Raw genomic sequence first — 21,430 nt, 5'->3', positions numbered from 1 at the left:
CGGGGAGAATTTCCGGCCGGCCTCAAGCGTCTCGCGCCCGCTATACGGCGGAGATAATGGTGTAGAAGTCCTTTGCCAAGAGGCTGGCGCCGCCTACAAGCCCGCCATTCACATTATCGATGGCCAAAATCTCGCGCGCATTCTGCGGCTTGAGCGAGCCGCCATAAAGAATGCGGATGGCCGCGCCCTTCTCGCCGAAGCGATCAGCGAGAATGGCGCGGATGCGCCCGTGCATCTGCGCAATTTCCTCCCCCGTCGGCGTACGGCCGGTGCCAATGGCCCAGACCGGCTCATAGGCCACAATCACCTCGTGCTGGCCGGCATGATCGGGAATCGAGCCAGCCAGTTGGGCGGCAACCACCGTTTCCGCATTGCCGCTATCACGTTCGGCTTCGATTTCCCCCACGCAGATGATGGGCTTGAGCCCTGCCCCGATGGCCGCCTCGGCCTTGGCGCGCACGTCGGCATCGGTTTCGGCATACGCCGCGCGGCGTTCGGAATGGCCAACAATGACATATTGCGCCCCGGCATCGGCCAGCATCCCAGCGGCGATATCGCCGGTATGCGCGCCCGATGCCGCTGCATGACAATCCTGTCCGCCGGCCAGAATCCCGCTGCTGGCGCCCTGCCGGGCGACGGCGGCAAGAATGGTTGCGGGCGGACAAACGACCACTACTGCGCGCGGCGCTTCACCGGTTGTCAGCATGTCGGCGAGGCTCTGCAGCTCGTCCAGCGAAGCGCGGCCACCGTTCATTTTCCAGTTACCCGCGATCAGCGGCGTCAGTGTCGTTGTCACTCTTAATACTCCTGCCTCTTGCACCAGAGCGGGCTTTGCCCTAACCCCGAACGTCAAATTGGATTACTAGTGCCCTCCCGCTCCTGCGGTAAAGCCTAGATACGCGTTATGGAACGTCTGACATGCTCGATAGTTTGCGCGGTTTTGCAAAATCATGGCCCGGTAAGGTCATGGGTGCATTTCTTTTGGTGGGCGTAGCCGGCTTCGGCATCAACAACGTCATCACCGATCTGGGCACCAATACCGTTGCACGGGTCGGCAACGAAGAAATCAATTCGCGGCAATTCCTGCGCGCCTATCAAAGCCAGATGAACCAGGTGGCACAGCGGTTGGGTTCGGTTCCAACTGCCCAGGAAGCCGTCAGCCTCGGTATTCCATCCATGGTGCTGCAGAGCCTGGCACAGGACGCTGCCCTCGACCAGATGGCCTCCAGTTTTGGTCTCGGGGTCTCCGAACAGAAGCTGAGCGAGATGTTGCGCGAGGATCCATCCTTTGCCGGCACGCTCGGCAATTTCGATCCTGCCGCCTTTAGCCAGGTGCTGCAGATGAGCGGGCTGACGGAGGCCGAATATTTCTCTGACCAGGCCAAGGCCGCCGAACGCCAGCAGCTTGTGCTCTCGCTGTTTGGCGACACCAAGCTCCCCGCCACAGCGTCCAGCCTAGTCAATCGCTATGCCGCCGACCAGCGCACAATGGACTATTTCGTCATCGGCGACACCAATATCGAAACGCCTGCCGCCCCGACCGAGGAAGAGCTGGCTGCCTATCTCACCGAGCATCAGACCGAGTTCCGCACCGTCGAGACTCGTACCGTGCAGATGCTGGAGCTGTCGCCAGCAACGCTTGCCAAGACCAAGACCATTGCCGACGACACCATTGCTGCCGAGTATGAGCGCACTAAGGCCAGCCTGGTGACGCCGGAGCGCCGGACTATCCAGCAGGTCGTGCTCAATGCCGAACAGGTCACCGCCTTCGAGGCCGGACAGACTGCCGGAACGCCCTTCGAAACGCTGGTGACCACGGCCGGCCTGACGCCCACCGACCTTGGTACGCTGGCACAGGCCAATATTACCGACACCGCCCTTGCAACTGCCGCCTTTGGCCTGCCCCAGGGTGGCTTTGCCATCATCGACGGCGTTGCCGGCAAGCGCGCAGTCCACGTATCCGTTGTTGAAGCGGCCCGCGAGCCGACTCTGGCAGAGGCACGCGACCAGATTTCGCAGACCCTGGCTCTGGCCGAAGCACGCAATGAAGTGGCCGACGTCCTCGACCAGGTTGAAGAATTGCGCGCCGCCTTCCAGCCGCTGACCGACATTGCCGCACGGTTCAACCTTGATCTCTACGAGGCCAATGTTACTGCCGGTGGCAGCGAGCTTTCGGTCGTCCCCGATCTCAACGACACGGATCGCCCGCGCGTCACCCAGGCCATCTTCAAGGCCGAGCAGGGTAAACTGACCCCGGCGACCCAGTTGGCAGGCAATGCCAATCTCTGGTTTGACCTGCTCAAGATCGAGCCCGCCCGGGATCAAACGCTCGACGAAGTGCGCGATCAGGTCACGACCGCCCTTACCACCGAACGCACCAATGCTGCTATTGCAGAGGCCCAGGAGGCCGCGGTCAAGCGCCTCGACGCCGGTGAGGCTATCGCCGATGTCGCCGCTTCCCTGGGGGTGTTTCCGCAGCTCAGCACGCAATTCACGCGCTTTGGTTCGCAGGATCAGACGATTGACCAGACTGTCGCCTCCGCGGCCTTTGCCGGCGGCGAAAGCCATCATGGCTCCGTTGTCAGCAATAGCGGCGAGCACATCGTGTTCCAAGTTACCGGCGTGACGCCTGCCGAAGGCAATCTTGCCGAACAGGCCAATGCGAGCCTCGAAAACGAAGTGCGCATCGGCATCTATGGCGATTTCGTAGCCGCCGTACGCGACGAGGCCGGCCTGCGCGTCAACCAGCAGGCTCTCGAGCAATCGCTTTCACTTCTCACCGGCGCGCAATAGAGCCGCCGGCCTAACCTCAACTGGAACACCTGACGATGGGCGACGATTCCTACCAGCGCTTTGCCGAGCAATACGAGGCCGGGAAATCGCAGATCGTCTGGCGTCGCATCGTGGCCGACCTCGAAACGCCGATCGGCACCTATCTCAAGCTGGCGCAGGATCGCACCAACACCTTCCTGCTCGAATCGGTGCAGGACGGTGCCATTCGCGGCCGCTATTCGATCATTGGCCTTCTGCCCGACGTCATCCTCAAGGTCGAGAATGGCCAGGCGTCCATCAATCGCTCGGCCCAGCTCGATCCAGAGAGCTATGAGCCGCTGAGCCAAGCTCCGCTCGATGCGTTGCGGACCCTTGTGGCCGATAGCAAGATCGAGGTCCCCCCCGGCCTGCCCCCGCAGTCCGCCGGCATCTATGGCTTTCTCGGCTATGAGATGGTCCGCTATATGGAAGTGCTGCCCAACAGCAATCCAGACCATCTGGAGCTTCCCGAAGCGACCCTGATGCGCCCCTCACTGCTGGCCATCTTCGATACGCTCAAGGACGAGCTCTACCTCACCGCCCCCATTTTCGTGCGGGAGGGTGTCACAGCCCGTCAGGCCCATGAGGCAGCCGAGGCCCGCATCGAGGAGGCCATCGCTCGCCTGGGCCGCGCTCTGCCCACCACAGCCGCCCTGCCCGACCTTGAGAGCATCGCGGTCACCAGCAACACCAGCCGCGAGGACTATTTCGCGATGGTGGCCAAGGCCAAGGACTACATCACCGCCGGCGATATCTTCCAGGTCGTGCTGAGCCAACGCTTTGAGGCCGAATTCACCCTGCCCGCTACCGCGCTTTACCGCGCCCTGCGCCGCACCAATCCCAGCCCCTATATGTATTTCCTCGATTTCGGCGGCTTTGCCATTGCCGGCTCGAGCCCCGAAGTACTGGTGCGCGTGCAGGATGGCGAAGTCACCATTCGCCCCATCGCTGGCACCCGCAAGCGCGGCGCCACCCCGACCCGCGATCAGGAACTGGCCGCTGAACTCCTCGCCGACCCCAAGGAGCTGGCCGAGCATCTGATGCTGCTCGATCTGGGCCGCAACGATGTCGGCCGCGTCGCCAAGACCGGCACGGTCAAGGTCACCGACAAGTTCTTCCTCGAATTCTATTCCCACGTCATGCACATCGTTTCCAACGTGGTTGGCGTGCTCGATCCCAAATATGATTTCGTGGACGCCCTCTCGGCCGGCTTCCCGGCAGGCACCGTCTCCGGCGCCCCCAAAGTGCGCGCCATGGAAATCATCGATGAGCTGGAAAAGTCCCGCCGCGGCATCTATGGCGGCTGCGTCGGCTATTTCAGCGCCGACGGCACTATGGACACCTGCATCGTGCTGCGCACCGCCATCGTCAAGGATGGCAAGCTCTACGCGCAGGCCGGCGCCGGCATCGTGGCCGACAGCAAGCCCGAACTCGAACAGCTCGAATGCGAAAACAAGGCCCGCGCCCTTTTCAGCGCCGCCGAGGAAGCGCTACGCTATGCCGGCGAGGCGAGGATCGGGCAATGAGCACTACATTTCACACGCACGGCGCTCTGATCGCCTTCCACGGTGTCATCCCCGCGAAGGCGGGGACCTCCGTTTTGCGATGGCGGGTCTGGTTCTGAAACAGGGATTCCCGCTTGCGCGGGAATGACCCGGTGATGGAAACAAACCCACACAGGACCTAAGCGAAATGACCCGCACTCTCGTCATCGATAACTACGACAGCTTCACCTACAATCTCGTCCACTTCCTCGGAGAACTGGGCGCCGACGTCACCGTCTACCGCAACAACAAGATCACCCTCGATGAGATCGCCGCCCTGGCGCCCGAGGCCATCGTGTTGTCCCCCGGCCCCTGCACCCCCAACGAAGCCGGCATTTGCCTTGCCGTCATCGACCGCTTCAAAAGCCAGATCCCGATCCTGGGTGTGTGCCTGGGCCATCAAGCCATCGGCCAGGCCATGGGCGGCGACGTCATCCGCGCTCCCCACCTCGTCCACGGCAAGACCAGCAAGATCCATCACACCGGCAAGGGCCTGTTTCGGGGCCTCAACAACGACTTCGAGGCCACGCGCTACCACTCGCTGATCGTCAAACCCGAAACCCTGCCGCAAACCCTTGAGGTCACCGCCACCACCGATGACGGCCTGATCATGGGCATGCAGCACAAGACCCTCCCGGTCCATGGCGTGCAATTCCACCCCGAAAGCATCGCCTCGGAAAACGGCCACGCTTTGCTGCAGAACTTCCTCAACATCGCCCGCGACTTCAACGGCCAGAGGGCCGCGTGATGGATATCAAAGCCGCCCTCAACAAGATTGCCGACCGCCGCGACCTGACTGGCGAGGAAATGCGCGCCGTCATGCGCACCATCATGGCCGGCGAAGCTACCCCCAGCCAGATCGGCGCCTTCCTCATGGGCATGCGCATCAAGGGCGAAACCGTCGGTGAAATCGCCGCCGCCGTCTCGATCCTGCGCGAACAGATGGTGCCCGTCGAAGCCCCTGAAGACGCCGTCGACATTGTCGGCACCGGCGGGGACGGTGGTGGCACACTCAACATCTCCACCGCCAGCGCCATCGTCGTCGCCTCCCTCGGCGTGCCCGTCGCCAAGCACGGCAACCGCGCGCTCTCCTCCAAATCCGGCGCCTCCCAGGTTCTCGAAGCCCTCGGCGTCAAGCTCGACCTGACCCCAGCCGAAATCTCCCGCTGCATTGCCAAAGCAGGCATTGGCTTCATGTTCGCGCCCAGCCATCACCCGGCCATGCGCCATGTCGGCCCCTCCCGCGCCGAAATGGGCGTGCGCACCATGTTCAACCTGCTCGGCCCCCAATCCAACCCGGCTGGCGTGCGCCGCTACATGCTGGGCGTCTATGCCGAGGAATGGGTCGAGCCGGTCGCCGCGGCCCTGCTGGCCAACCGCGCCATCAAGGCCTGGGTCGTCCATGGCAGCGATGGCCTCGATGAAATCACAGTCACCGGCCCCAGCTTCGTCGCCCAGATCGCCAATGGCGACCTGCGCAGCTTCGAAGTTGCCCCCGAACAGGCAGGCCTGAAGCGCCACGACGCCAAGGATTTGCTCGGCGGCGATCCCGCCTATAATGCCGCCGCAATGCACGCCCTGTTCGATGGCGCCCCAGGCGCCTATCGTGACATCGTATTACTCAATTCAGCTGCGACCCTCATCGTAGCCGACAAAGCCGCCGACCTCAGCCAAGGCGCAGCCATGGCCGCCGAGGCAATCGACAGCGGCAAAGCAAAACAAACTCTGGCCCGCCTTGTGGCGGTTTCCAACGGACAGGACCAATGAGCGATATCCTGCAGCAGATCGAGGCCTATAAGCGCGAAGAAATCGCCGCGGCCAAAGCCATGCGCCCCTGGGCCGAGGTCGTGGCGCAAGCCCATGACCAGCCCGCGCCCCGCGGCTTCATCAGCGCCATCAAGGCCAAGCGCGCCCAGCGCCAATATGCCCTGATTGCCGAGGTGAAAAAGGCCAGCCCCTCCAAGGGTCTGATCCGCCCCGATTTCAACCCCGCCGAAATCGCCCGCGCCTATGAAAGCGCCGGCGCCGCGTGCCTGTCCGTGCTGACCGACCGCCCCTCCTTCCAGGGCTCGCCCAGCTATCTGATCGAGGCCCGCGCCGCCACCCGCCTCCCGGTTTTGCGCAAGGATTTCCTGTTCGAAACCTATCAGGTCGCCGAAGCCCGCGCCTGGGGCGCCGATTGCATCCTGGTCATCCTCGCCGCCATTGGCGATGACGTGGCCCGCTATCTGCTCGACGCCGCCGCCGAATGGGGTATGGATGCCCTGGTCGAAGTCCATGACCAGCTCGAACTCGACCGTGCCCTCGCGCTGGGCGCCGAGTTCATCGGCATCAACAACCGCAATCTGCGCACTTTCGAAACCACGCTGGACACCTCGATCAACCTCGCCATCGGCGTACCGAAAAATGTCCTCCTGGTTAGCGAAAGCGGCATTATGACCCACGACCACGTGGTCAAGCTCGAACAGGAGGCCGGCATCGGCACCTTCCTCGTCGGCGAAAGCCTGATGCGCCAGGACGACGTCGCCGCCGCCACCCGCACCCTGCTGATGGGCGCGCCCGAGGCCGTCCGCTAATGGCCGAGGCCAGGCTCACCCATCTCAACGAGCGCGGCGAAGCCCATATCGTCGACATCGGCGACAAAGCCTCCACCAAGCGCCGCGCCGTCGCCCAGGCCCGCGTCATCGCCCAGCCGGCCACCATCACTGCCATTATGGGCGGGACCCTCAAAAAAGGCGACGCCCTGGCCGTGGCCCGCATTGCCGGCATCATGGCCGCCAAAAAGACCTCCGAGCTGATCCCGCTCTGCCATCCGATCCCGCTCACCAAGGTCAGCGTCGACATCTCGGCCGAGAGCGGCACCGCCATCCGCATTGAAGCCGCAGCCGAAACCACCGGCCAGACCGGCGTTGAAATGGAAGCCCTCGTTGCCACCTCCACCGCCGCGCTGACGCTTTATGACATGGCCAAAGCCATCGACCGCGCCATAGTCCTCACCGACATCTGCCTCCTCGAAAAGTCCGGCGGCAAATCCGGCGACTTCGTACGCACACCATGAGCCTCTTACCCGTCGAAGCCGCCATCGCCGCCATTCTCGCGCGCGTGCCCGCCGTACGCCCCGAAATCGTCGTCCTGGCTGACGCCAATGGCCGCGTCCTGGCGCAAACCCTGTTCGCGACCCACGACCAGCCCCCCTTCAATGCCAGCGCCATGGATGGCTATGCCGTCCGCGCCGCCGACATCACTCCCGGCCACCGCCTCACACTGATCGGCATATCGCAAGCCGGCGCCGGTTTCCCCGGCAGCCTGGCCGCAGGCCAATGCGTCCGCATCTTCACCGGCGCCCCGGTTCCTCCCGGCGCCGACGCCGTTATCATGCAGGAAGAAGCCACGCCAAACGGCAATCTGGTGACCTTCGCCGAACAGCCCAAGCCCGGCCGCAGCATCCGCGCCATCGGCAATGACTTCGCCACCGGTGATGCCCTGATCGAAGCCGGCGCCCGCATGGGCCCGATGCAGCTGGCCGTAGCCGCCGCCGCCAACGCCCCCGCGCTTACGGTTGCCACGCGCCCCCGCATCGCCCTCCTCGCCACTGGCGACGAACTGGTGCTGCCCGGCTCGCCCCTCGCACCCGACCAGATCGTCGCGTCCAACAGCTTTGGCCTCGCCCCCATGCTCGCCCCCTATGCCGCTGAGGTCACCGACCACGGCATTGCCCGCGACGACCGCGCTGCCCTGCGGGCCAAGCTCGAATCAATCTTCGCCGCCGAGCCGGACATTCTGATCACCACCGGGGGCGCCAGCGTGGGCGACCACGATATCGTCCAGGACGTGCTGCTCGAACTCGGCGTGACGCTGGATTTCTGGCGCATCAATATGCGCCCCGGCAAACCGCTGATGTTTGGCACCCGCGGCAAGACGCTGATTTTCGGCCTGCCCGGCAATCCCGTCTCGGCCATGGTCACCGCCACCGTCTTCATCAAGCCGGCTCTGCGCAAATGGCTCGGCTATGCCGAACAACCCAATTGGCGCCTGCCTTTGGCCGGCCCCACCCCGCCCAATTCCGCGCGCCGCCACTTCATGCGCGCCCAGCTGGTGCATACGCCCACCGGCCCCGAGCTGATGCCAATCTCCCAGACTGACAGCGGCCACACCTCATCCCTGTCCAACGCCGATATGCTGATCATCCAGCCAGAATTCGACCCCGGCGCCCCCGCCGGATCGACAGTCGAATCCATCCAGATCGACGCCTTTTGACTGTCTAGCCAAGAAAATCACGATGGGGCCGCTGGGGATATTGCGGAACATAACTGGAACACGTATAGTCGTTCTGCCTATGTTCCGAATCCCTGTGGAAGGCCGCCAATGCTGACGCGCAAACAACACGAGCTGCTGATGTTCATCCACGAACGGATGAAGGAAAGCGGCATCCCCCCCTCATTCGATGAAATGAAGGACGCCCTCGATCTGGCTTCCAAATCCGGCATTCACCGCCTGATCACCGCGCTTGAAGAGCGCGGTTTCATTCGCCGCCTGCCTAATCGGGCCCGAGCGCTCGAAGTGGTCAAACTCCCCGATTCGATGAACCCCTCGCTGGGCGGCCGCAAGGCGCGCTTCGAGCCATCGGTCATCGAGGGCACGCTGGGCAAAGTGTCCAATCCGCCGGCCCGCAAATCCGCCGGCGAAGATTATGCCCGGCCGATCTCCATTCCCGTCATGGGCCGCATCGCCGCCGGTACGCCCATCGAGGCCATCCAGACCCATTCCCACACCATTTCGGTCCCCCCCGAGATGCTGGGCGCGGGCGAACATTACGCGCTTGAAGTACGCGGCGATTCCATGATCGACGCCGGCATTTTCGATGGCGACACCGTCCTCATCAAAAAGCAGGAATCGGCCAGCACCGGCGAAATCATCGTCGCCTTGGTCGATGACGAGGAAGCCACCCTCAAGCGCCTGCGGCGCAAGGGCAACACCGTCGCGCTCGAAGCCGCCAACCCCGCCTACGAAACCCGAATCTTTCCGCCTGATCGGGTCAAGGTCCAGGGTCGGCTCGTCGGACTATTGCGAAAATACTGATTGTGGATCGCGCCACGCCTGAGGCGGTGATGGCAGCCTATGCCGAGCGTATCAATCGGCACGACTTTGAGCTGCTAACGCCGCTGATCGACGATGACGCGACCTTTTGGTTTAGCTCTGGTTCCTATCGTGGAATGGAAGCGGCGCGAGCCGCTTTCGAGCGCACCTGGCAACGCCTGGCTGATGAGACATATTGGCTGCAAGACCTGCGTTGGATCGCCAAAGCCGATGAGGCAGCATGCTGCATCTACAGTTTTCATTGGCAAACAACTCTCGAGGGGCAGATCATCCGTGGGAGTGGCAGGGGGACGACCGTCCTGGGCAAGCGGGATGGCATCTGGCGCATTCTGCACGAGCATTTGAGTGCCTTCCCCGAATAAAAAAAGGCCCGCCGATCGGCGGGCCTTTCTGCTTCAAGAGCTGGGTGTGCCTAGTGGTTGTCGCGCGGAACACCATTAGTCTGGGCAATCCGTTGGTATTTCTCGGCTGGCTTGAGAATGGCGCCGTCGCCAAGCTGGCCAACGATGCCACGCTGGATTTCCTGCCAGGGCGTCTGATGCTTGGGATATTTGTATCCGCCAGCCTCAGCCAGTTCCTGCCGCCGGGTGGCGATCTCGGCGTCGGAGATCAGGATATCGGCCGTACCCTTGTTGAGGTCGATCCGCACCTGGTCCCCGGTCTTGAGGATGGCGAGATTGCCGCCCGCCGCCGCTTCCGGCGATGCATTGAGAATCGAGGGGGAGCCCGACGTGCCCGACTGGCGGCCATCGCCAATACAGGCCAGCGAGTGAATGCCCTTTTTGATCAGGTAATCAGGGGGCCGCATGTTGACCACTTCCGCCGCGCCCGGATAGCCGATCGGCCCGGCGCCGCGCATGAACAGCAGCGTATTCTCGTCGATCGCCAGCGACGGATCGTCGATCCGGTGGTGATAATCCTCCGGACCATCGAACACCACCGCCTTGCCCTCGAACATGCCGGGGTGAGCCGGATTGTTGAGGTAGCGATCGCGGAACTCGGAGGAGATCACGCTGGTCTTCATGATGGCGTTGTCGAAGAGATTGCCGCGGAGCACCAGGAACCCGGCCTCGGTCTTGAGCGGATTGTCGAAATGCCGGATGACCCTGTCATCCTGGATCGGCGTATTGCGGCAATTCTCGCCAATGGTCTTGCCATTGACCGTCGGCGCATTCTCGCGGATCAGGCCCTGCCCCATCAGCTCGTTGACCACCGCCGGCACGCCGCCGGCATGGTAATAATCCTCGCCCAGATATTCGCCGGCCGGCTGCAAATTCACCAGCAGCGGCACCTTGTGCCCATAGGTCTGGAAATCCTGCAATTCCAGTTCCACGCCAATATGCTTGGCAATGGCCTGGATATGGATCGGCGCATTGGTCGAGCCGCCGATCGCGGAATTGACCACGATCGTATTGATGAAATTGTCCTTGGTCAGGATGTCCGAGGGCTTCAAATCCTCATGCACCATGTCCACAATGCGTTTGCCGGTGCGATAGGCCATTTCCTGACGATCGCGATAAGGCGCGGGGATCGCCGCCGAACCCGGCAGTTGCATGCCCAGCGACTCGGCCAGCGAGTTCATCGTCGTGGCCGTGCCCATCGTATTGCAATAGCCCGTCGAGGGCGCCGAAGACGCCACCAGTTCGATGAACTGGGCATAATCGATCTCGCCGGCCGCCATCATCTGGCGTGCCTTCCACACAATCGTGCCCGAGCCCGTCCGCTCGCCCTTGTGCCAGCCATTCAGCATCGGCCCGACCGACAGCGCAATTGCCGGAATATTGACCGTCGCCGCGCCCATCAGCATGGCAGGCGTGGTCTTGTCGCACCCAATGGTCAGCACCACGCCATCCAACGGATAGCCGTACAGCACTTCGACCAGGCCCAGATAGGCCAGGTTCCGGTCCAGCCCGGCCGTCGGACGCTTGCCGGTTTCCTGAATCGGATGCACCGGGAATTCGATGGCAATGCCGCCCGCTTCGCGAATGCCTTCGCGCACGCGCTCGGCCAGCACGATGTGGTGGCGGTTGCACGGCGAAAGATCGGACCCGGTCTGCGCGATGCCGATGATCGGCTTGTCCGATTGCAGCTCTTCGCGCGACACGCCAAAGTTCATGTAACGCTCGAGATAAAGCGCCGTCATATCTGGATTGTCAGGATTATCGAACCAAGCGCGCGAACGCAGCTTCTGGGGCTTGCTGGCAGTCATTTCCTCATACCTCACTGTCCGCGCTGGCGGATCGTGCCTCAACGATTGCAGCTTTCTAGCATGCCCATAGCGAGAGTGAACGGAATTCTGCCAAAAAATCATACTTTTTAGAGGCGCGGAAAAAAGCCCTGTGCAATGTTCCGAAACGCGTCTGCTCGCTTACCAAATGAGGAGACGAAACCATGCGGCTTGGGCCCTTCTTCTGTCGCGCCGGCAGCCACAGATTCTGGCTGGCTCCACCGGCGCTCTACGATTAGGGTCGCCCCGCCGGGATAAGGCATGCGGCTCAGGGGGAGTGATTTGACTGATATTGTGGATTGGGTCGCCGTTGATTGGGGCACCTCGAACTTGCGCGCCTGGGGCATTGCCGCCGATGGCGCGGTCACATTTTCGCGCAATTCCCCCAAGGGCATGGGTAAACTCACGCGCGAGGACTATCCCGCCGCGCTGAGCGAATTGCTCGACGGGGTCACCGGTACCCGCGCCGGCTCCATTGATGTGCTGGTCTGCGGCATGGCCGGCGCCCGCCAAGGCTGGCTCGAAGCGCCCTATCTCGAAGCCCCCACCGATCTGCGCCACCTGCTCGCCGGCGCCGTCCAGCCCGCCATGCCGAACACCCGCTTCGCGGTCTCGATTCTGCCCGGCGTCTGCCAGAAAAACGGCGCCGACAATGTCATGCGCGGCGAAGAAACCCAGTTACTCGGCCTCGCCGCCCTCCGCCCCGGCTATACGGGCGTGGTCTGCATGCCCGGCACCCATTCTAAATGGGCCCAGCTCAGCGGCACCCATATCGACCACTTCGCCACCGCCATGACCGGCGAATTGTTCGAAATCCTCAGCACTCATTCCGTGCTGCGCCATTCCCTCAATGGCCCGCTCGACGGTCCCGCCCGCGCCGAAGGCTTTGTTGCCGGCGCCGAAGCCGGCCTTGCGCGCCCCCAGGACTTGCTCGGCCAGTTGTTCCAGGTCCGCGCCGGCTCGCTCCTGTCCGGCCGCGCGCCCGATTGGTGCGCCGGCTTCCTGTCCGGCCTGTTGATCGGTACCGAGATCGGCAGCAATCGTCATCTCATCGGTGCCGAACCTGTGCCATTGATCGGCTCGGCCGCACTTTGCGCGCTTTATGCCGATGTGCTCGCCAAAACCGGCGCAACAGGCATCCCCGTCGATGCAACAGATGTGGTGCTGGCTGGTCTCAAAGCCGCCCGCAGCGCCATCGCCTGATCGGAGTTACCCCATGAATCATCGTCACATCATCGCCATCCTGCGCGGCATCACGCCACCCGAAACCGTCGCCGTCTGCGAGGCGCTGGTCGCCGCCGGGATCACCATGATCGAGGTGCCGCTCAATTCCCCCGACGCGCTGACCAGCATTGCGCTGGCCTCCAACGCCCTGGGCGACCAGGCCGCCATCGGCGCGGGCACCGTGCTCACCAAAAAGCAGGTCTGGGCTGTGGCCGATGCCGGGGGCACCTTCATCGTCTCGCCCGACACCAACAAAGCGGTGATCGAGGAGAGCGTGCGCATCCAGCTGCTCTCCTATCCCGGCGTATTCACCCCCACCGAGGCCTTCCGCGCCATCAAGGCGGGCGCCACCGGCCTCAAATTCTTCCCCGCCGAGGTGCTGGGCGCCAAAGGCATCAAGGCCATGAAGGCCGTGCTGCCACCCGAAGTCCCGGTCTATGCCGTGGGCGGGGCCAATCCCGACAATTTCAGCGAATTCTTCGCCGCCGGCTGCACCGGCTTTGGCCTGGGCACCTATATCTACAAGCCCGGCATGGACGCTGCCGCGGTCGCCGAGCGCGCCGCCACGGCCGTTGCCGCGTATGACACGGGCATGGCCCAATGACCCAGACGGCAAAGCTCCTGCTCGATAGCCAATGCGCCCTGGGCGAAGGCCCGATCTGGCATCCTGGCCGCCAGCAGCTGTTCTTCTTCGACATCAACGAGCAGACACTATTCGCCGTCACCGCCGCAGGTGAAATCGCCGATAGCTGGCTGTTCAACGAAATCGTCGCCGCCGCTGCGATTATCGATGACCACACCCTGGCGCTGGCCACCGAAACCGGCCTCAAGCAATTCGATCTCGCCACCGGCGGCATGAACCGCATCAACGAAATCGAAGCCGGCAACGCGCTGACCCGCACCAATGACAGCCGCGTCCATCCCTCGGGCGCGTTCTGGATCGGCACCATGACCAAGGGCGAACAGGAAACCCCGATCGGCTCGGTCTATCATTACCGCGCCGGTACGCTCACTACGCTCAAATCCGGTATCAAGATTCCCAACGCCACCTGTTTCTCGCCTGATGGCACCATCGCCTATTGGTCCGACACGCCGACCAAACAGATCATGCAATGCCCCACCGATCCGGCAACGGGTCTGCCCAATGGCGAATGGACCCTCTTTGCCGATGTCTCCAACCATCGCGGCTATCCCGATGGCGCTGTGGTCGATAGCCAGGGCTATCTGTGGAACGCCCGCTGGGGCGGCTCCTGCGTCGTCCGCCACGCCCCCGATGGCTCAGTCGACTGTATCATCGAGGTCCCCGTCAGCCAGGTCACCTGCCCCGCTTTCGGCGGCCCCGACCTCAAGACGCTATTCATCACCACCGCCAACAAGAATCTCAGCGCCGAACAACTCGCCGCCGAGAAAGTTGCCGGTGGGCTCTTTGCCATCGCCGTCGATGTCGCCGGCCTTCCCGAAACTCCGATTGCCCTCTAGAGCCATAAAATGACCCCTGCCCTTGGCGTTTGCTACTACCCCGAACACTGGCCCGAAGACTGGTGGGACCGCGACGCCGCTCGCATGGCTGAGGTCGGCATCAAATTCGTCCGCATCGGCGAATTCGCCTGGTCCAAGCTCGAACCCACCCCCGGCGACCTGCGCTTTGATTGGATCATCCGGGCCATGGACGTGCTGGGCCGCCACGGGCTCAAAGTCGTCTTCGGCACACCCACCGCCACGCCGCCGCGCTGGATGGTCGACAAGCATCCCGATATGCTCGCCGTCGACGCCAATGGCCGCAAAAAGGGTTTCGGCTCACGCCGCCACTACGACTTCTCCCATCTCGGCTATCGCGAGGAAGCCGCCCGCATCACCCAGCTGCTGGCCGATGCCGTCGGCAATCACCCAGCGCTCGGCGGCTGGCAGACCGACAATGAATATGGCTGCCACGGCACCACCTATTCCTATTCCCCCGCCGCCGAAGCCGGTTTCCGCACCTGGCTCGAAGCCCGCTACGGCACGATCGCGGCCCTGAACGAGGCCTGGGGCAACGTTTTCTGGTCCATGGAATACAATCGCTTCGACCAGATCGAACTGCCAAACCTTCTGGTCTGCGAAGCCGCGCCCGCCCACGATCTCGATTTCCGCCGCTACGCCTCCGATCAGGTCGCCGCCTTCAACAAGGTGCAGTACGATATCCTCAAGGCCAAGCGCCCCGACCTGCCGGTCATCCACAATTTCATGGGCCGCTATACCGAATTCGACCATTACGACGTGGCCGAAACCCTCGACGTCGCCAGCTGGGACGCCTATCCGCTCGGGCACCTGGCCATGAGCGACGAGCCCGAAGACGTCAAGCACCACTATATGCGCCAGGGCGAACCCGATTATCAGGCCTTCCACCACGATCTCTATCGCGCCGTCGGCCATGGCCGCATGTGGATCATGGAACAGCAGCCTGGCCCGGTGAACTGGGCCAATTTCAATCCCGATCCGCTCCCCGGCATGGCCCGTCTCTGGGCCTGGGAAGCCTTTGCCCATGGCGCCGAAGTCGTCTCCTATTTCCGCTGGCGGCAGGCCCCGTTCGCCCAGGAGCAGATGCATGCCGGCCTCTTGCGGCCCGACAGCGAACCGGCCCCCGCCTATCACGAAGCCGCCCAGGTCGCTCAGGAACTGCGCCAGACCGCCATTGCCGGCAAAGCCGCCAAGGGCCGTGTCGCCATCGTTTTCGACTATCAGAGCGAATGGGCCTGGCAGATCCAGCCCCAAGCCAAGGGTTTTAGCCACAGCGCCCATGTCCGCGCCGTCTATGCCGCCTTCCGCAAGCACGGCGTCGATATCGATATCCTGTCGCCCAGCACCAAAAGCTTTGCCGGTTACGACATCGTCGCCATTCCGGCGCTCTTTGCCTGGAATGACGCCCTGCGCGAAGCCATTGCCGATTTCGAGGGGCACCTGCTGCTCGGCCCCCGCTCCGGCTCCAAAACGCAGAATTTCGCCATTCCCTCCGCCCTCGCGCCCGATCTGCCGAGCAATCTGCTCGACGCCAAAGTCCTGCGCATCGATAGCGTCGATCCCACTCTTGAGGTCGAAGTCCGTGGCGGCGGCGGTGCCGTCCGGCATTGGCGCGAACGCATCGAAACCCGCGCCGAAGTCGAGATTGAGGACGCCGACGGCTGGCCGGTGCTGATCGCCCAGGGCAAGCTGCATTACCTTGCTGCCAGCGGCAACAAGGCCCTGACCCAGCGCATCATCGACTATCTGATTGCCGAAGCTGATGTGCCCACCCTGCTGCTGCCGGCCGGCGTGCGCTCCCGCGTACGCGACGGCTTCCGCATCTACGTCAACTACGGCTCCGGCGCCGCCACGCTGAACCCGGCCGCCGACGAATCCGGCTATGTGCTGGGCACTGCCGAAATGCCGGCCGCTGGCGTCACCGTGGCAAAACTCGCCAAGGCCTCGTAATATTAGGAACGGCGGTGCGGATATCGAACCGCCCCGCCGTTTCATCCCACCGCAGCCAATGCACCCCGCCCGTCCGCAGCGCCGCCGCGTCGATATATTGCGCCACAGCGCATGTCGCGGGCACCCTGATGCGGCTGATCACCAGGTCATGCAGCGGGCAATCCTCGGCAAAAGCCGCCGCGCTCTTGATCACGGCAATCGAAAATTGCGGCGTCACCGCCACGCAGCCGATACTGTCGCACCGCGCCTCAGCCAGCCCCTGCCCAATCGCCTCCTGATAGTGCTGGCTCCACACTTCCACGGCAAAGCTGCCAATGCGCCCGGTCACCAACCCCACGCCTTCCGCACCGCGCAAGGCGACAGCCTGCGTCGTATCCGCAACCAGAATGTCGGGCCGTTGATCGAGCCCGAGCAACAGGATCAGCGGCAGCGCCACCACCGGCCCTGCCATCCGCCACCAATTGCCGATAAAGGCGAACCAGGCGAGCGCCGCCAGCCCGATCAGCATCGCCACAGGCGTCAGCAACGGGTTACCGGTCAGCCCCTCACTCCACCCCGCCACCAGCACGCCGACATCGACCATCCGGTCGATCCCCCACCCCATGATGGATACGGCAAGGCCCTCTATGCCAAACGGCATCAGCAACACCGAAATCACCGCGAATGGCATGATGACGAGGCTCACCACCGGCAAGACCAGCACATTGCCGACCACGCCAAGCGGTGCCGTCTGTTGAAAATGGTAGGCCGAGAACAATAGTGTAGCGAGGCCGGCGATGAGGCTCGTCATCGCTGTCACCCAAACGGTGCTGCCCATCCGCAACAGCCAGCCGCTGCTTCCCTTCACGGGCCGCCGCGGCATCTCGAAATAGCCGATCAGCCCAACCACGGCCGCGAATGAGAGCTGGAAGCTGGGCCGGAACACACTGGCAGGATCAATGAGGATAATCATGAGCGCCGCGATTGCCACATTGCGCATGGTGAGCGCTCGCCGCCCGGCCAGAACCGCCCCGAAGATCAGAGCCAGCATTATGGTGGAGCGAAGCGCCGGCACATTGGCCAACCCACCCGCCAGCATGAGATATCCCCCTGCTGCGACCAACCCGGCAATTGCCGCCAGCTTCTTGACCGGCAGCCGTATTGCCAGTGCCGGCACCGCCGCGAAGCCCAATCGCAACAGCCAGAAGACACCACCGGCGACAATGGACAGATGCAGACCCGAAATCGAGTAGATATGGGCCAGCCCTGATGCCGCGAGCACGTCCCGCGTCTCATCGCTCAGCGCACTCTGGTCGCCCATCACCATAGCGCGCCCAATGGCCGCCGTATCCCCGTCGAGCACCGCATCGATCCGAGCACCAATGGCATAGCGCATGCCTTCGATCATCCGGCCCGGATCAAAGCCGCTCGCCGGCGCAATGACAGCAAGGTCGCCGATCACCGAGCCATAAGCGCCAATACCCGAAAAATAGGAATGAAACTGCCCATCGTAGCCACCCGGCAGCACGGGTCCCGGGACCGGGGCCAACCGCAGCCGTCCCGATATTGTGTCCCCCGGCTCCAAAACCGGCTCAGCCGGCACCAGCAATCGCGCCCGCCGGATTGCGACTGGCCGCGTCGTTCCCAACGGCTCCAACGCCGACACAATGATGCGCCGCTCCTCGGCATTGGCCGAGATGATCGCATCAACCCGTCCCTGGAATTCGCCATAGGCGGGAAAAGCCAGCATCTTGGTGCCGGATAATCCGCCATGAATTGGCAATAGACAAAATCCGGCCCAGAACGCGCATAGCAGCGCTACCGCGGGCAGTGTCCGAAAACGCCACGTCAGAGCGACAACAACGCCAAGCCCCGCCGCCATGCCGGCCAAAGCGAATGGCAGGGGTTCGAACGGCAACTGGGCATAGCCCGCCAACCCGAAAATCATGGCAAACGGCAACAGCACAAACAGCCGGCGGGCCACCATCGCAGCAACGAGGCCGCCCAGAAGAGAAGATAAAGCACTTTTTTTATCGTGGTTTAACGGCCAAGATTGAAGTTTTGCTGGAGATTTTTTCGGCCGCGCTCTTGCCCGTTCCGGCGCGGTCCTCGGCTCAAGTGTTTCTGCCCCTAGCACCCGCCTAGCCCCCGCCCTTGCGCTCGTGCCCCTCTATGGTACACACGGCTCGCAAATTCGTCCAAACTTTCCGGTCGCCATGTCCCAGGTTGTCACCCGCTTCGCTCCTTCGCCCACCGGTTATCTGCATATTGGCGGTGCCCGCACGGCGCTGTTCAATTGGGCCTATGCCCGCAAGACCGGCGGCAAAATGCTCCTGCGCATCGAAGATACCGACCGCGAACGCTCGACCGAAGCAGCTGTCACCGCGCTTATCGATGGGCTCACCTGGCTCGGCCTCACCTGGGAGGGCGAGCCGATCAGCCAGTTCGGCCGCGCCGCCCGCCATGCCGAAATCGCCCATGAGCTGGTGAAAATGGGCCATGCCTATTATTGCTATTGCTCGCCCGCCGAGCTTGACCAGATGCGCGAAGAAGCCCGTGCCGCAGGCAAGCCCCCGCGCTACAATGGCTATTGGCGAGACCGCGACCCTAAGGAAGCTCCGGCCGGCGTCGAGCCCGTCATCCGCATCAAGGCTCCTCTTACCGGCGAGATCGTCGTCAACGATCACGTTCAGGGCAAGGTCGTGTTCAAAACCGAGAATCTGGATGATTTCATCATCCTGCGCTCTGACGGCACGCCCACCTATATGCATGCCGTGGTGGTCGACGATCACGATATGGGCGTCACCCACATTATCCGGGGCGACGACCATCTGACCAATGCCGCCCGCCAGATCGTCATCTACAATGCGATGGGCTGGACCGTGCCGGACATGTCCCACATCCCCCTGATTCACGGCCCCGATGGCGCCAAGCTCTCCAAGCGCCATGGTGCGCTAGGCGTCGAGGCCTATCGCCAGATGGGCTATCTGCCCGAGGCATTGCGCAATTATCTCGCCCGCCTGGGCTGGAGCCATGACGACGACGAGATTTTCTCCACCGAGCAGATGGTGGAGTGGTTCAGCCTCGAAGGCCTGAACAAGGGCGCCGCCCGCTTCGATTTCGTCAAGCTCGAGAGCATTAACGGCCATTATATCCGCGAGGCCAAGCCGGATTATCTCTACGACATCATGGTCGCGACGGCCGAGGAAGTCGGCCGCCTGGCCGATCTCGAAGGCCTGGTGGCGAACAAGGCCACCGCCCTCGCCGCCCTGCCCGAGCTGCAACCCCGCGCCAAGACCATTCTCGAGCTGATCGATCTCGCCCAGTTCATCTATGCGTCACGTCCGCTTGCTATCGACGCAGCAGCATCGGCTCTGTTGACCCCAGATGCCCGTGGCGTTCTGGCCGATATGGAAGAAACCCTGCGCGGCCTCAACGAGTGGAGCGTTCCAGCCATTGACGCCGCCATGCGTGCGCTTGCCGAAACCAAGGGACTCAAGCTGGGCAAACTCGCCCAACCCCTGCGCGCCGCCCTCACCGGACGGACCGTCTCGCCGGGCATTTTCGAGGTCATGGTGTTGATCGGCCGCGAGGAAAGCATGGCTCGCCTGGAGGATCAGATCAGCGCTGTCTAGTGCTATTAGGAGGGTAAGCCTTGCTTACCCATTAGTTGCTTCGGTCGGGCAAAAACTGGTACCAATCCCGACACACTCAAGACCGCCAAATTTTGCGGCCCCATCCCCACCGAAACTTCCTTCTTTGTGGGGTTCAGGGGCCTTCGAGGAGAGCTGAATGACCGATAAAGTCGCCAAACTCGTCATCGGGGACCAGACTTACGAATTTCCGGTACTGGCCGGATCTGTCGGGCCTGAAGTGATCGACATCCGATCTCTATACGCCAAGACCGGGCTGTTCACCTACGATCCCGGCTTCACCTCGACGGCCGCTTGCGATAGCGCGATCACCTATATCGATGGCGACAAGGGCGAATTGCTCTATCGCGGCTATCCGATCGACCAGCTTGCCGCCAAGAGCAATTACCTCGAAGTCTGCTATCTGCTGCTCTACGGCGAGCTGCCCAGCAAGGCCCAGATGGCCGAATTCGACGAGCTGGTGACCCGCCACACCATGGTGCATGAGCAGATGCACTATTTCTTCCGTGGCTTCCGCCGCGACGCCCACCCAATGGCTGTCATGACCGGCGTGGTCGGCGCTATGGCCGCCTTCTACCATGACTCCACTGATATCAACGATCCGCGCCAGCGCGAGATCGCCTCGATCCGCATGATCGCCAAAATGCCGACGATCGCCGCCATGGCCTACAAATATTCGGTCGGCCAGCCCTTCGTCTATCCGCGCAACGATCTCGATTATGCGGCCAATTTCCTGCATATGTGCTTTGCCGTTCCGGCCGAGGAATACAAGGTCGATCCCCGCATCGCCCGCGCCATGGACCTGATCTTCACGCTCCATGCCGATCACGAGCAGAACGCCTCGACGTCGACCGTGCGCCTCTCCGGCTCGTCCGATGCCAACCCCTTCGCCTGTATCGCCGCCGGCGTTGCCTGCCTCTGGGGTCCGGCCCATGGCGGCGCCAATGAAGCCGCGCTCAATATGCTCAAGGAAATCGGCACCGTCGACCGCATCCCCGAATTCATTGAGCGTGCCAAGGACAAGAACGATCCGTTCCGCCTGATGGGCTTTGGTCACCGCGTCTACAAGAACTTCGACCCGCGCGCCACGGTGATGCAGGCCACCGCCAAGGAAGTGCTCGATCTGCTCGGCGTGCACAATAATCCCACCCTGCAAGTCGCTCAGGAACTCGAGCGGATCGCGCTCGAAGATCCCTATTTCATCGATCGCAAGCTCTATCCAAACGTCGATTTCTATTCCGGCGTTATCCTCGAAGCCATCGGCTTCCCCACCTCGATGTTCACCGTGCTGTTCGCCGTCGCGCGCACCGTCGGCTGGATTTCGCAGTGGAAGGAAATGATCGCCGACCCGCAGAAGAAAATCGGCCGCCCCCGCCAGCTCTACAACGGCTCTCCTGCCCGCGATTTCGAGCCGATCGCAACCCGTTAAGACAAATAATAGGGCCGTA

Annotated in this window: 18 protein-coding genes; 15 read left to right on the top strand and 3 right to left on the bottom strand. The window is 62.9% G+C overall.

Annotated features, from left to right (window positions below; translation table 11 throughout):
• Positions 1–40 precede the first annotated feature (40 nt).
• The gene (tpiA, locus tag QQL79_RS06825; RefSeq protein WP_284389203.1) at positions 41–796 is read right to left on the bottom strand and encodes a triose-phosphate isomerase; all 756 of its coding nucleotides are present in this window, start codon (positions 794–796) and stop codon (positions 41–43) included.
• A 122-nt stretch (positions 797–918) separates the two neighbouring features.
• Between tpiA and QQL79_RS06820 the strand changes: the two genes are divergently transcribed.
• From QQL79_RS06820 to QQL79_RS06780, 9 genes are all read left to right on the top strand, one after another.
• Positions 919–2,793 (top strand): peptidylprolyl isomerase, encoded by a 1,875-nt coding sequence (locus tag QQL79_RS06820; RefSeq protein ID WP_284389202.1) that lies wholly within the window; start codon positions 919–921, stop codon positions 2,791–2,793.
• 35 nt (positions 2,794–2,828) lie between these two features.
• Positions 2,829–4,337: an anthranilate synthase component I gene (gene trpE, locus QQL79_RS06815; RefSeq protein WP_284389200.1), complete on the top strand. Its 1,509-nt coding sequence runs from the start codon at positions 2,829–2,831 to the stop codon at positions 4,335–4,337.
• A gap of 166 nt (positions 4,338–4,503) precedes the next feature.
• Complete coding sequence (locus QQL79_RS06810; protein WP_284389198.1) at positions 4,504–5,103, top strand: anthranilate synthase component II; 600 nt, start codon at positions 4,504–4,506, stop codon at positions 5,101–5,103.
• A complete protein-coding gene (trpD, locus tag QQL79_RS06805) occupies positions 5,100–6,122 on the top strand; it encodes an anthranilate phosphoribosyltransferase (RefSeq protein WP_284389197.1) in 1,023 nt (340 codons plus the stop codon). Before QQL79_RS06810 ends, trpD begins: the two co-directional genes overlap by 4 nt.
• Entirely contained in the window at positions 6,119–6,931 is an 813-nt protein-coding gene (gene trpC / locus QQL79_RS06800) for an indole-3-glycerol phosphate synthase TrpC (protein WP_284389195.1), read from the top strand. Before trpD ends, trpC begins: the two co-directional genes overlap by 4 nt.
• Positions 6,931–7,413 carry a cyclic pyranopterin monophosphate synthase MoaC gene (gene moaC, locus QQL79_RS06795; RefSeq protein WP_284389193.1) on the top strand — a complete coding sequence of 161 codons (483 nt, stop codon included), beginning with the start codon at positions 6,931–6,933 and terminating at the stop codon, positions 7,411–7,413. The genes trpC and moaC overlap by 1 nt, the downstream gene beginning before the upstream one ends.
• A complete protein-coding gene (locus QQL79_RS06790; RefSeq protein ID WP_284389190.1) occupies positions 7,410–8,612 on the top strand; it encodes a molybdopterin molybdotransferase MoeA in 1,203 nt (400 codons plus the stop codon). Before moaC ends, QQL79_RS06790 begins: the two co-directional genes overlap by 4 nt.
• A gap of 108 nt (positions 8,613–8,720) precedes the next feature.
• Complete coding sequence (gene lexA, locus QQL79_RS06785) at positions 8,721–9,434, top strand: transcriptional repressor LexA (protein ID WP_284389188.1); 714 nt, start codon at positions 8,721–8,723, stop codon at positions 9,432–9,434.
• A 29-nt stretch (positions 9,435–9,463) separates the two neighbouring features.
• Complete coding sequence (locus QQL79_RS06780; protein ID WP_284389186.1) at positions 9,464–9,814, top strand: YybH family protein; 351 nt, start codon at positions 9,464–9,466, stop codon at positions 9,812–9,814.
• Between the two features lie 50 nt (positions 9,815–9,864).
• Here the strand turns inward: QQL79_RS06780 and QQL79_RS06775 are convergent, their stop codons facing one another.
• The gene (locus QQL79_RS06775; RefSeq protein WP_284389184.1) at positions 9,865–11,661 is read right to left on the bottom strand and encodes an IlvD/Edd family dehydratase; all 1,797 of its coding nucleotides are present in this window, start codon (positions 11,659–11,661) and stop codon (positions 9,865–9,867) included.
• A gap of 300 nt (positions 11,662–11,961) precedes the next feature.
• Between QQL79_RS06775 and QQL79_RS06770 the strand changes: the two genes are divergently transcribed.
• The 4 genes from QQL79_RS06770 to QQL79_RS06755 are packed head-to-tail and all read left to right on the top strand — an operon-like array spanning position 11,962 to position 16,350.
• Positions 11,962–12,882, top strand: a complete 921-nt coding sequence (locus tag QQL79_RS06770; RefSeq protein ID WP_284389183.1) for a 2-dehydro-3-deoxygalactonokinase — start codon at positions 11,962–11,964, stop codon at positions 12,880–12,882.
• A gap of 13 nt (positions 12,883–12,895) precedes the next feature.
• A complete protein-coding gene (locus tag QQL79_RS06765; RefSeq protein WP_284389181.1) occupies positions 12,896–13,507 on the top strand; it encodes a 2-dehydro-3-deoxy-6-phosphogalactonate aldolase in 612 nt (203 codons plus the stop codon).
• A complete protein-coding gene (locus QQL79_RS06760; RefSeq protein WP_284389180.1) occupies positions 13,504–14,382 on the top strand; it encodes an SMP-30/gluconolactonase/LRE family protein in 879 nt (292 codons plus the stop codon). Before QQL79_RS06765 ends, QQL79_RS06760 begins: the two co-directional genes overlap by 4 nt.
• Before the next feature lie 9 nt (positions 14,383–14,391).
• Positions 14,392–16,350, top strand: coding sequence for a beta-galactosidase (locus QQL79_RS06755; RefSeq protein WP_284389178.1), 1,959 nt, complete (start codon positions 14,392–14,394; stop codon positions 16,348–16,350).
• Here QQL79_RS06755 and QQL79_RS06750 read toward each other — a convergent pair.
• Complete coding sequence (locus tag QQL79_RS06750; RefSeq protein ID WP_284389176.1) at positions 16,319–18,316, bottom strand: ComEC/Rec2 family competence protein; 1,998 nt, start codon at positions 18,314–18,316, stop codon at positions 16,319–16,321. The two genes, QQL79_RS06755 and QQL79_RS06750, sit on opposite strands and share 32 nt — an antisense overlap.
• A 229-nt stretch (positions 18,317–18,545) precedes the next feature.
• Between QQL79_RS06750 and gltX the strand changes: the two genes are divergently transcribed.
• Together gltX and gltA are read left to right on the top strand one after the other, a co-directional pair.
• Positions 18,546–19,964, top strand: coding sequence for a glutamate--tRNA ligase (gene gltX, locus QQL79_RS06745; RefSeq protein ID WP_284389174.1), 1,419 nt, complete (start codon positions 18,546–18,548; stop codon positions 19,962–19,964).
• 157 nt (positions 19,965–20,121) lie between these two features.
• Entirely contained in the window at positions 20,122–21,411 is a 1,290-nt protein-coding gene (gene gltA / locus QQL79_RS06740; protein ID WP_284389172.1) for a citrate synthase, read from the top strand.
• The last annotated feature ends 19 nt before the right edge of the window (positions 21,412–21,430 follow it).

Origin of the sequence: Devosia yakushimensis, assembly GCF_030159855.1 — a bacterium.
In the GTDB taxonomy this organism is placed as follows: Bacteria; Pseudomonadota; Alphaproteobacteria; order Rhizobiales; family Devosiaceae; genus Devosia; species Devosia yakushimensis.
The sequence above is the reverse complement of the archived record's forward strand: the minus strand, read 5'-3'. Positions and strand labels throughout refer to the sequence as shown.

Excerpts from the sequence above, each read along its gene's own strand:
- QQL79_RS06780 (WP_284389186.1), top strand. The coding sequence starts at position 9,464 with ATGGCAGCCTATGCCGAGCGTATCAATCGGCACGACTTTGAGCTGCTA.
- QQL79_RS06750 (WP_284389176.1), bottom strand. The coding sequence starts at position 18,316 with ATGGTGGCCCGCCGGCTGTTTGTGCTGTTGCCGTTTGCCATGATTTTC.
- QQL79_RS06790 (WP_284389190.1), top strand. The coding sequence starts at position 7,410 with ATGAGCCTCTTACCCGTCGAAGCCGCCATCGCCGCCATTCTCGCGCGC.
- QQL79_RS06820 (WP_284389202.1), top strand. The coding sequence starts at position 919 with ATGCTCGATAGTTTGCGCGGTTTTGCAAAATCATGGCCCGGTAAGGTC.
- moaC (WP_284389193.1), top strand. The coding sequence starts at position 6,931 with ATGGCCGAGGCCAGGCTCACCCATCTCAACGAGCGCGGCGAAGCCCAT.
- trpE (WP_284389200.1), top strand. The coding sequence starts at position 2,829 with ATGGGCGACGATTCCTACCAGCGCTTTGCCGAGCAATACGAGGCCGGG.
- gltA (WP_284389172.1), top strand. The coding sequence starts at position 20,122 with ATGACCGATAAAGTCGCCAAACTCGTCATCGGGGACCAGACTTACGAA.
- lexA (WP_284389188.1), top strand. The coding sequence starts at position 8,721 with ATGCTGACGCGCAAACAACACGAGCTGCTGATGTTCATCCACGAACGG.
- QQL79_RS06760 (WP_284389180.1), top strand. The coding sequence starts at position 13,504 with ATGACCCAGACGGCAAAGCTCCTGCTCGATAGCCAATGCGCCCTGGGC.
- gltX (WP_284389174.1), top strand. The coding sequence starts at position 18,546 with ATGTCCCAGGTTGTCACCCGCTTCGCTCCTTCGCCCACCGGTTATCTG.
- QQL79_RS06810 (WP_284389198.1), top strand. The coding sequence starts at position 4,504 with ATGACCCGCACTCTCGTCATCGATAACTACGACAGCTTCACCTACAAT.
- trpC (WP_284389195.1), top strand. The coding sequence starts at position 6,119 with ATGAGCGATATCCTGCAGCAGATCGAGGCCTATAAGCGCGAAGAAATC.
- QQL79_RS06765 (WP_284389181.1), top strand. The coding sequence starts at position 12,896 with ATGAATCATCGTCACATCATCGCCATCCTGCGCGGCATCACGCCACCC.
- QQL79_RS06755 (WP_284389178.1), top strand. The coding sequence starts at position 14,392 with ATGACCCCTGCCCTTGGCGTTTGCTACTACCCCGAACACTGGCCCGAA.
- QQL79_RS06775 (WP_284389184.1), bottom strand. The coding sequence starts at position 11,661 with ATGACTGCCAGCAAGCCCCAGAAGCTGCGTTCGCGCGCTTGGTTCGAT.